This is a genomic window from Bacillus sp. PK3-067 (assembly GCF_056738645.1).
Map to the genome: position 1 here is coordinate 3777733 of NZ_CP096490.1, position 11508 is coordinate 3789240.

General features: G+C 36.6%; 9 protein-coding genes and 1 riboswitch. All 9 genes read right to left on the reverse strand.

The features are described 5' to 3' along the window. Nucleotides 1-17: 17 nt before the first annotated feature. The 9 genes from M1D73_RS19310 to M1D73_RS19350 all read right to left on the reverse strand — a co-directional run bounded on the left by M1D73_RS19310 (nt 18) and on the right by M1D73_RS19350 (nt 11435). Nucleotides 18-977, reverse strand: a complete 960-nt coding sequence (locus tag M1D73_RS19310; protein WP_000008856.1) for an ABC transporter permease — start codon at nt 975-977, stop codon at nt 18-20. Then, entirely contained in the window at nt 978-2036 is a 1059-nt protein-coding gene (locus M1D73_RS19315; protein ID WP_121868054.1) for an ABC transporter permease, read from the reverse strand. It lies immediately after the preceding gene. Continuing rightward, nucleotides 2029-3561: an ABC transporter ATP-binding protein gene (locus M1D73_RS19320; RefSeq protein ID WP_000456914.1), complete on the reverse strand. Its 1533-nt coding sequence runs from the start codon at nt 3559-3561 to the stop codon at nt 2029-2031. The genes M1D73_RS19315 and M1D73_RS19320 overlap by 8 nt, the downstream gene beginning before the upstream one ends. Before the next feature lie 117 nt (nt 3562-3678). Beyond that, nucleotides 3679-4764, reverse strand: a complete 1086-nt coding sequence (locus M1D73_RS19325; RefSeq protein ID WP_000725771.1) for a BMP family lipoprotein — start codon at nt 4762-4764, stop codon at nt 3679-3681. A gap of 92 nt (nt 4765-4856) precedes the next feature. Further along, the gene (locus tag M1D73_RS19330) at nt 4857-5582 is read right to left on the reverse strand and encodes a GntR family transcriptional regulator (RefSeq protein ID WP_000114182.1); all 726 of its coding nucleotides are present in this window, start codon (nt 5580-5582) and stop codon (nt 4857-4859) included. A 232-nt stretch (nt 5583-5814) separates the two neighbouring features. Continuing rightward, a riboswitch (purine riboswitch) is annotated at nt 5815-5916 on the reverse strand. 203 nt (nt 5917-6119) lie between these two features. Continuing rightward, complete coding sequence (locus tag M1D73_RS19335) at nt 6120-8501, reverse strand: DNA translocase FtsK (RefSeq protein WP_001118779.1); 2382 nt, start codon at nt 8499-8501, stop codon at nt 6120-6122. Between the two features lie 212 nt (nt 8502-8713). Continuing rightward, on the reverse strand, nt 8714-8917 hold the full coding sequence (locus M1D73_RS19340; RefSeq protein ID WP_000605036.1) for a YlzJ-like family protein: 204 nt from the start codon (nt 8915-8917) through the stop codon (nt 8714-8716). Continuing rightward, nucleotides 8914-9663, reverse strand: a complete 750-nt coding sequence (gene tepA / locus M1D73_RS19345; protein WP_000139806.1) for a translocation-enhancing protein TepA — start codon at nt 9661-9663, stop codon at nt 8914-8916. The genes M1D73_RS19340 and tepA overlap by 4 nt, the downstream gene beginning before the upstream one ends. Nucleotides 9664-9764: 101 nt before the next feature. Further along, a complete protein-coding gene (locus tag M1D73_RS19350) occupies nt 9765-11435 on the reverse strand; it encodes a ribonuclease J (protein ID WP_000823096.1) in 1671 nt (556 codons plus the stop codon). Between the last annotated feature and the right edge of the window lie 73 nt (nt 11436-11508).

An 11508-nucleotide genomic window follows, 5' to 3' on the forward strand; every position in this document is an offset into this window, starting at 1 on the left:
TTATACTTATAAAATACTTATCGTTTTCCTTTTTCATAAGGAGTTCCTAAAGCTTTCGGAGCTTCAGAACGACCTACAAAACCGACAAGCGCTAATATTGTGAATATATATGGTAATATCGTTAATAAAACACTTGGAATTTGATCTAATACAGGGATTGTTCCGCCCGTTACACTTAGAGATTGCGCAAAACCAAAGAATAGAGCTGCACCTAGTGCGCCTAGTGGATTCCACTTTCCAAAAATCATAGCAGCTAAAGCTAAGAAACCTTGTCCTGTAATAGTTGCCCCTGAGAAGTTATTAGAAATTGACATTGCAAAAATCGCTCCACCAATTCCAGCAAACACTCCTGAAATACAGACTCCAATATAGCGCATTTTATATACGTTAATCCCCATCGTATCCGCTGCCATTGGGTGTTCACCAACAGCACGTAGACGAAGACCGAACGGTGTTTTATAAATAACATACCAAACAACGAATGCTAAAATAATGGCAATATATGACGTTATTGGTACGTTCGAGAAAAATATTTTCCCTAAAACCGGAATATCCGAAAGGCCTGGAATATCAATCTTTTCAATACGATACTGAATAAAGTCAGTCTGCCCTTTATCAAAAATCTTCTTAATTGCAAATACTGTTAAACCAAGAGATAAGAAGTTAATGGCTACACCACTTACAACTTGATCTGCTCGGAATGTAATAGAAGCTACCGCATGAAGTAATGCAAATAACCCACTACCAATTGCCGCAAATAGTAACGCAATCCACGGAGTCATCGTTCCCCAAGTATCACCCATTAATAAGTTTGTAACGACTCCAATAAATGCACCAAATAGCATTAGTCCTTCTAATCCGATGTTTACAACACCCGATCGTTCACTAAATACACCACCTAGTGCTGTGAAAATGATAGGTGCCGATGTATATAACGTACCCGTCACAAGAATGGCTAATATATCTAAAAAGCTCATTTATTTCCCCTCCTTGCTCATGCGTGTAAGCGCCCATCTTAACACATAACTACATGCAACAAAGAAGATGATACATGCAATAATTACATTAATAAGCTCTGACGGTACATCTGCCTCAAAGTTCATTTGAGGGGAAGCACTTTTCAAACCACCAAATAATAAAGCTGAAAGGATTATACCAAACGGATTATTCCCTCCAAGTAATGCTACGGCAATCCCATCAAATCCTACTCCTGTAAACGAAGACATCGCTGTCATACTCTGGAATGTCCCTAACCCTTCCATCGCTCCACCAATCCCCGCAAATGCACCAGCAATTGTCATGGAGAATACTACATTACGAGAAACTTTCATACCTGCATATTGAGAAGCATGCTGATTAAATCCTACTGACTTTAATTCGTAACCTAAAGTTGTTCGATCTAATAAGAACCACATTAAAATAGCGATTAAAATTGCTACAATAATTCCCGAGTGTAGACGTGAACCATCAGTAATAGAAGCAAGCCAGTCTGAAGATAGTGACGCACTCTCTTTAATATCATACGTTTTGTCATTACCCGCATGTAAGAAACGCTTAATGATGTCATACGTTACATACAAAGCGATATAGTTCATCATAATAGTTACAATAACTTCATTCACTTGAAACTTCCCTTTTAAATATCCCGGAATGAAGCCCCAAATTCCGCCCACCAATGCTGCAAATAAAATAGATAATGGAATATGAAGGAAAGCTGGTAGTGAGACTGCATAACCGAACCAAACCGCTGCAAGCCAACCAACTAACAATTGACCCTCTACCCCGATATTAAATAAACCTGTACGAAATGCAAACGCCACCGATAAGCCAGCAAGAATAAGCGGTATCATTGTACGAAGCGTTTCACCAATCGCACTTGCGCTGCCGAACATTCCTGTCCAAAGTGCACTATAACCAACAATTGGATCATAGCCACTAACTAGCATTACAATCGCTCCTACAAGTAAGCCGAAAATAACGGATAGTACTGGGACTAAAATATTTATCGTTCGTTCTGTTAAAAGCTTTTTAGCCATTTGTACCCACCTGCTCCTTCTTTGTTCCTCCAGCCATTAACAATCCAAGCTGTTGTTCATTCGTTTCTTTCGCATCAACTATTGCTACAATTTCCCCTTCATAAATAACAGCAATTCGATCGCTAACATTTAAGATTTCATCTAACTCTAATGATAAAAGTAATACACCTTTTCCTTTATCCCTTTGCTCTATTAATCTCTTATGAATAAATTCAATTGCTCCTACATCTAAACCACGTGTTGGCTGTGCCGCAATTAATAAATCTGGATTTCGGTCTACTTCACGTGCAATAATTGCTTTTTGTTGATTCCCCCCAGATAGAGCGCGTGCTAACGTTTGCTCACTAGGTGTACGCACATCAAACTGTTCAATAAGAGCCTTTGCTTTTTCTGTAATTTTGCTGAAATTTAAAATCCCTTTCTTTGAAAATGGATTTTTATAATACGTTTGCAGAACTATATTATCTCTAACAGAAAAATCAAGAACGAGTCCGTGTTTATGACGATCTTCTGGAATATGACCAATTCCTTCTTCTGTTATTCTTCTAACAGGCCAATTTGTTATTTCTTTTCCTTTAATTGCAATAGAACCTGACTCAACTTTTCGTAAACCAGTAATTGCTTCTATTAATTCACTTTGTCCGTTTCCATCAATCCCTGCAATCCCAACAATTTCCCCCGCACGAACAGTTAAGTCAAGGCCTTTTACAGCAGGTAGTTGACGTGCATCGTGAACAACAAGGTTTGCAATTGAAAGTACCTCTTCTTTTGGCTTCGCGTCTATTTTTTCTGTTTTAAAATTCACTTGACGTCCGACCATTAATTCTGCAAGTTTATTTTCATCCGTATTTGCAACGTCAACCGTTCCAATCCCTTTTCCTTTACGAATAATCGTACAACGATCGCAAACTTCCATAATTTCTTTCAACTTATGTGTAATAAGAACAATAGATTTTCCTTCTTGCACAAGCTTTTTCATAATTTGAATTAGCTCATGAATTTCTTGCGGTGTTAACACAGCTGTTGGTTCATCAAATATTAAAATTTCTGCACCGCGGTAAAGAGTTTTCAAAATCTCAACACGCTGCTGCATACCAACTGAAATATCCTGTATTTTCGCATATGGATCTACAGATAAACCGTATTGTTCAGACAGTTTTTGAATTTCTTTAGCAGCTTCCTCAACAGCAATTTTCCCTTTTTTCTTCGGTTCATTTCCGAGAATAATATTCTCTGTAACTGTAAAATTATGAACAAGCATAAAGTGTTGATGGACCATTCCAATACCAAGGTCATTTGCTATATTCGGATTTGTGATTTTTACAGGTTTACCTTTAATTTTAATTTCACCCTGCTCTGGTTGGTACAAACCAAATAGTACATTCATCAATGTGGATTTCCCTGCACCATTTTCTCCAAGTAAAGCATGTATCTCACCCTGCTTTACTTGCAGCGTAATATCATCATTCGCTACAATGCCTGGGAATACTTTCGTAATGTTATTCATCTCAATTACGTATTCCATTGTGTTCCTCCTTTTAACAGGGAACATTCCCTATTACACTATTAACTTATTAAGCAATTCGGAAGTTTTATACATACAAAGGTTAGTTCTATGAACTAACCTTTGCTATTTCTCTATTTATTTTTTTAGAGAAGCTTCATATTCTTTATACTCTTTATCTGTAGCTGGCACTTTAATTTCACCGGCTGTAATTTTCTTTTCAAGCTCTTCTACTTTTGTTAAAATTTCAGGGTTAACTTTTTTCACGTTATCAGTTGTTTTTGAAATACCAATACCGTCATCTTTTAAGCCAAACTCTTCAATTTTCCCGCCTTTTAAATTCCCATCTTTTGCTTCTTTAGCTACTTTTTCTACTGCTACATCAACACGTTTAATCATTGAAGTTAATGTTACATTTTCAGGCATACCTTCTTGATGTTGGTCACGGTCAACACCGATTACCCAAACATTTTCACCTTTTTTCTTACGGTTTTTCGCTTCTGTGAACACACCGTTACCTGTACCACCAGCAGCATGATAAATTACGTCTACGCCTTGACCATACATTGCTGAAGCAAGAACTGTACCTTTTTCAGGCTTATCGAATGCTTCTGCATATTCAGATACGATTTCAATGTTTGGATTTACTGCCTTTGCACCAGCTTTAAATCCATTTTCAAATTTACTAATTAAATCACTTTTCATTCCACCAACAAATCCTACTTTATTCGATTTTGTTGACATAGCTGCTACCGCACCTACAAGGAATGATCCTTCATGATCTTTAAACGTAATACTCGTTACGTTCGGTGCATCTACAACAGTATCTACGATTGCAAATTGTTGTTTTGAAGATTCTTTTGCTACTTCTTTAATTGCACCTTCTAATTTATAACCAATTCCGAATGTTAAATCATATTTATCTTTTGAGAATTTTTTTAAATTCGGAATATAATCAGCTTCTTTTTCAGACTGAAGGTAACGATAATTTGTCTTTTCTTTTAAACCATTATCTTTACCAAACTTTTGTAACCCTTCCCAAGAAGATTGGTTAAATGACTTATCATCAACGCCCCCAACATCCGTTACGAGACCAACCTTGAAGTCTTTATTGTCTTTCGTGTCTTTCTTGTCACTGCTCGCCTTATCCGAGTTACCACATGCACCTAAAACTGTACTTGCTGCTAAAGTTAATGATAATAAAAGGCCTGCTTTTTTCTTCATACTAGAAACCCCTCCAAAAATGATATATATTTATTTATTCTTACGCTGCTGTTCCTTACTTCTTGCTGTCACCTCCCTAAAAAGGAATTTACCTACATACGCTTTCTTAATACGTGGAAGCTAAATTTATCAGCTCTAAAGTAATTGATAGAATATAAGATTGGCTCATCATTTTGATCATAGTGCATTTGTTTTAATACAAGCAGTGCTGTTTCAGGCTCACATTCTAAAATTGGTGAGATTTTAGGGTGATAGCCAATTGGCTCAATGTGAGCAACCGCATATGTTATGCGCTTATGCGTGTTATTATGTATCACCGTTAATAATGATTCCTCATTGTAACCCGATAAGTCTGGCAATATTTCTTTTGCAAGTTTATCGATACAATACACAACAGGTTCCCCATCTGCTGTACGCACGCGTTCAATCATCACTGCATTAAAACCATCTTCACTATTAAACTTCTCTTTTTCCTCTTCTGTTAAAGTTGTAGTAGATGATGATAAAAAGATTGTTCCTGGTGTTTTCCCCACACTAGAAATCATATCTGTAATACTAGAAAGTTGTTCTATTCCAGAAGAAAATAATGGCTTTGCATTTACAAATGTCCCTACACCATGTCTACGAATGACAACATTTTCTTCTTCTAAAATACGCAACGCTTCCCTTAAAGTCGCTCTACTTACGCCAAGTTCTTTCGCTAAATCAAACTCTGATGGTAACTTTTGTCGTTCTTTATAAGCGCCATCTTTAATTTTTTCTTTGATGTGATCAATCACCCGTAGATATAGGTGACGACTATCAGATTTTACTGACATAAGACTCCCCCGCATTTCAATTATTCGACCTCTGATGTAAGACTTCTTTTCTCTTTTTTCAACTTACAACATAGTACAAATGACTAAACACCAAAATAAGTGTAATTGTCGAATAAATAATAATAATTTTTTAAAATAAAATTTTCACTCTTTATTGCATAAAAAAAACTTTGCACCATAAACATTCCTCATTTCGAGAAAAAGTTCGGCACAAAGATCCTTTACATCCTTTGTTACACACTTTTCCCCTCATAGTCTAGCAATTCATGGTTGCCAGGTAGAAACTTATGGACCTTATCTCCAAGATTATATGAGGCAGTGATTCTTTTCGAAGTAATCTTACCACTTGCTCTCATACGTGTCAACAAAATCTAACATTTTTCTGCATTAAATATCGAACATTTACATAAAACATACTCAAAGTATTCGTATTCTAAAGGGCACCCCTAAATGTAAGCCCTTTCTTTATCGCTGAGTATAGTATATAACAAAAACACTATATAAAAAAGCCTAATTGTAAAAACAATTAGGCTTTTTTTAAGAACTTTTTTCTTGTACATCATTAATGAGTACTTCTCTCGGTTTACTCCCTTCATACGGACCTACTACACCATTCATTTCCATTGCATCAATTAGGCGAGCAGCTCGCGTATAACCTACTCTAAACCTACGTTGTAACATAGAAACAGATGCTGTTTGCATTTCCACTACAAGTTGAACCGCTTCATCATATAATTCATCTTCTACTTCCTGCTTCGTATCAGGAACATCTTGCGGAATCATATCTTCTTGATATTGTGCTTTTTGCTGTCCAATAACATATTCTACAACTCTCTCAACTTCATCATCTGATAAAAATGCGCCTTGTACACGTACAGGTTTCGATGCACCAATTGGTATAAACAGCATGTCTCCACGACCTAGTAGCTTCTCTGCACCACCACCGTCAAGAATTGTACGAGAATCTGTTTGAGAAGATACAGCGAATGCAATACGTGATGGAATATTTGCTTTAATAACACCTGTAATAACGTCAACTGACGGACGTTGCGTTGCAATAATTAAATGAATACCAGCAGCACGAGCCATTTGCGCTAGACGCATAATCGCATCCTCTACATCAGACGAAGCAACCATCATTAAATCTGCTAACTCGTCCACAATTACTACAATATAAGGTAATTCGGGTTGTTTCGCTTCTGATTGACTATTATGCTCTTTTATATAATCGTTGTATCCTTCAATGTTACGTGTACCACTATGAGCAAACAATTCATAACGACGTTCCATTTCACTCACAACTTTTTTCAATGCTTGCGATGCTTTTTTCGGATCAGTTACAACTGGCGTTAACAAATGAGGCACACCGTTATATACATTTAGCTCTACCATTTTCGGGTCAATCATCATTAATTTTACTTCATGTGGTTTTGCACGCATTAAAATACTAACAATAATACCGTTAATACATACACTTTTCCCGCTACCTGTCGCACCAGCTACGAGTAAATGAGGCATTTTATTTAGCCGGGCTAATACAGCTTCACCTGTAATATCTCGGCCAAGACCAATTAACAACTTCTCTTCCGGATGATTATTAGCCTTAGAGTCAAGAACTTCCCTCAGCGTTACCATCGAAACTTCTGAGTTTGGAACTTCGATCCCTACAGCTGATTTCCCGGGAATTGGCGCTTCAATACGAATGTCCTTTGCAGCTAAAGCAAGGGCTAAATCATCACTTAAACTGACAATTTTGCTTACCTTTACCCCCATATCAGGATACACTTCATATTTTGTAACTGCAGGACCTCTATGCACTTTTGTTACTTTCGCTTTCACTCCGAAACTTTGGAATGTACGTTCTAATTTACGAGCATTCTCATAAATTTCCGCATTTTCATTTGTAACTTGCTTATTCTTTGGAAATTTTAATATATCAAGTGAAGGAAGCTTGTAATCTTTATTTTCTACATTTGAAAATTGAATAGGAGGTGCTTGCGCTTCACTCTCTAACGATTCAACAATTTTTTCTCCACGCTTTTTCTTTGGTTCTTCAATTGGCGGAGTCTCTTCAATAAACGGTGAAGTGATCAACTCTTCTTGCTCTACTTCGATTCGTTTATCCTCTTCTTCATTTACAGGATAATTCTCAGTGAAATTCGAAATAATCGGAGGATCAATTGAGATTTCTTCCATCGGCTCAATAATTTCTTCTTGTTCTGCAGCACGTTTGCTTCTTGTGCTTCTTGTTGTTTTTTTCTTTTCTGTTTGTTCAGCCGTTCTTTTGGCTCTCCAATCTTTATAATCCCCTTGCATCACTTGAAACTGACTTCTAAGAATTCTACCAACTGGAGCTAACACTTCTCCAATATGCTTATTTGTTATACAAAGTATACCGAGAATAACTAGAATAATACCAATGATATAAGCTCCTACTTCGTCAAATAAGAAGTAACATGTTGCGAACATAAGCGCACCAAACATACCACCACCTAAATGAACGCTATCTGGCCCCTTTTTCATTTCAAGAAAGAAGTTATCTTTCGTACTCACAATAACAGAAGTATTTTGCACTGCTCCATCTTTTGTAAGAAGGTTAAATAATGTAATATGACTAAACATTAATATCGCCAATACAATTAAATAAAATCCAATTAATCGTTTATTTAAAAGGTTCGGCCATCCGCGTTTTATAACAAAGGAAACCGATAAAGCTATTACACCTAACACACCAATTATGTACCACTCACCAAAGAAGAAGCGAAAAAATAACACAAACGATTTCCCTACAACGCCTAGCTGTAAAATCGTAATGATTGAAAGTGCAAAAAGAGTTAAACCGACGATTTCATAATACAAAGTTGGCTTTATCGTACGTCTTGCCTTTGCCTTCGTCCCTCTTTGCTTTTGTTTTGCCATTTCTTCACCTCGTGTTCTACATATAAGTAAAGCTCCCTTCAAAACGCTCTATTTATATGTCTGTTTTCTCTATTTTTCTGGTCTTTATATCTTCTATTTTTACACTTCTTGTAAAATGCTAAATAAACAGAAGAAAGCAGCCTACTCATGGCTGCTCAACCGTCTTGTTTTTTATATTATACCATAGCTTCTAAACAAAATCCTTCTTTTTGCTAAAAGGTTATTTTCTGACCGGGCTCAAACTCTAAATAGTGAAGTGGGTCCGTACTTAGCACACGTACAATAGAATAACATCCATGTTCCTCTTCAGAAACCATTAATTCCACACCATTTATATTTACAACTTTTTGACTTTCACATTGTGAATAATCGACCGGATACACAAGTTGCTCTGGCATAATTGTATATAAAATCATTGTAGCATTGTCCCTTCTGTACTATCTTCCGCACGAACATCTATTAATTCGTTTAATTTTCGAATCGCATTTCCAATACCGCCGACATCATCTATAAGACCGTACTTTACTGCATCCCCACCAATTACATTCGTCCCAATATCTCGCGTTAAATTTCCTTTCGCAAACATAAGCTCTTTAAAACGATCTTCTGTTACTTTCGAGTGCTTCGTCACAAAACGAATGACTCTTTCTTGCATCTTATCCAAATACTCAAATGTTTGTGGCACACCTATGACAAGACCTGTTAAACGAATTGGATGAATTGTCATCGTCGCAGTTTCCGCAATAAACGAATAGTCAGTAGAAACAGCAATCGGTACACCGATGGAATGTCCCCCACCTAAAACTAGAGATACTGTTGGTTTTGAAAGTGAAGCTACCATTTCAGAAATTGCTAGCCCAGCTTCAACGTCACCTCCAACTGTATTTAATATTAAAAGCAAACCTTCAATTTTTGGATTTTGTTCAATCGCAACAATTTGCGGAATGATATGCTCATATTTTGTTGTTTTATTTTGCGGTGGTAATTGAACATGACCTTCCACTTGTCCGATAATCGTTAAACAATGAATACGTGATTCATTCATCTGTGGTACATTTGTCTGTCCAAGCTGTTGAATTTTTTCAACTATTGAAGCCTCTTTTCCAGCTTCTTTTGGCTCAGCTTCTTTTTCTTCATTTGTATATCGATCACGTTCTGTCATTTCGCATCCCCTTTCACTCGTATATAACTATTATTTCTTAAGTTATAAATTTCATTCGATAGGGTTAAAAAGAAAAAAGATCACCCATAAGGGTGATCTTTTTATACTTCCATAATAATCGGTAAAATCATAGGTTTTCTCTTTGTCTCTTCGTACAAGAACTGTCCTAATAATTCACGAATATTTTGTTTTAACATTGACCATTCAATTGAATATTCTTTAATTGACTGCTCAACAATCATACGTACAATCTCTGTAGATCGTTCAATTAACGCTTCTGATTCACGAACATATACGAAACCACGTGAAATGATTTCTGGGCCAGAGATAATTTTCTTTTCATCTTTACCAAGCGTTACAACAACTACTAGTATTCCATCTTGAGATAACATCTTTCTATCTCGAAGAACGATATTACCAACGTCACCTACACCTAATCCATCAATTAAAACATTACCAGCTTGTACTTTACCGACTAAGTTTGCTTCATCGTCACCAAAAGCAATTACATCGCCTTTTTCTACGATAAAGATATTTTCTCTTGTAATACCTACATCTTCAGCTAAATATGCATGTGCTTTTTGCATACGGAACTCACCATGTACGGGTACAAAGTACTTTGGTTTCATTAAATTTAACATTAATTTTAATTCTTCTTGGCTACCGTGACCTGACACGTGAACTTTTCGTTCGCCGTAATAAACAACTTCAGCTCCAGCTCTAAATAACAAATCAATAATTTTTGATACAGATATTTCATTACCCGGAATTGGCGAAGCAGCAATGATAACAGTATCACCTTTACGAATTGAAATTTGTTTATGCGCTTGTTTTGCCATTCTAGATAGAGCAGCCATCGGTTCACCTTGACTACCTGTCGTTAAAATAGCTACCTTTTTCTCTGGGAAGTTGTCTACTTCTTGTAATGAAATAACCATACCTTCTGGAACATCTAAATAACCAAGACGTCTTGCAATGTCTACTACTTTCACCATACTACGTCCTACTACTGCTACTTTTCGCCCTGTTTCAGCAGCTGCATCAAATACTTGTTGAATACGATGTACATTCGATGCAAATGAAGCAACGATAATGCGACCTTCTGCGCCGTAGAACACTTTAGAGATTTCTACACCAACTTCTTTTTCTGAACCTGTATAGCCTGGGCGCTCTGCGTTTGTACTATCAGATAATAAGCAAAGTACGCCTTCATTTCCGATTTGTGCCATTTTACCAAGGTCTGCTCCACTATTTCCAATTGGAGTTTGATCGAATTTAAAGTCTCCCGTATATACGACTGCACCTTTTGATGTATGGAAACAAACGCCAACAGAATCCGGAATACTATGTGTCGTTCCGAAGAATGACACCGTTGTAGTGTTAAATTCTACTGTTGAATTTGAATCGATTGTTTTTAGGTCTACACGGCCTAACATGCCCGCTTCACCAAGTTTTTCTTGTATAAGTCCTACTGTTAATTTCGTTGCATAGACTGGAATAGATAATTTACGAAGTACATACACAATTCCACCAATATGATCTTCATGACCGTGAGTAATAAATAAACCTTTTACTCGCTCTTGATTTTCCACTAAATATGTAATATCAGGAATAACGATATCAATTCCAAACATTTCATCTCCCGGGAACATTAACCCTGCATCTACGATAAAGATTTCAGAATCAATTTCAACACAGTACATGTTTTTCCCGATTTCACCTACTCCACCAAGAGCAAATACTTTAACAGACTCATTCTCTTTTCTCTTCATGTTGTTGCCTGGTTTAAAAATCTTGCAAACACTGATTTCACTAAAATTGCAGAGACACCAGGGGAAACTCTAC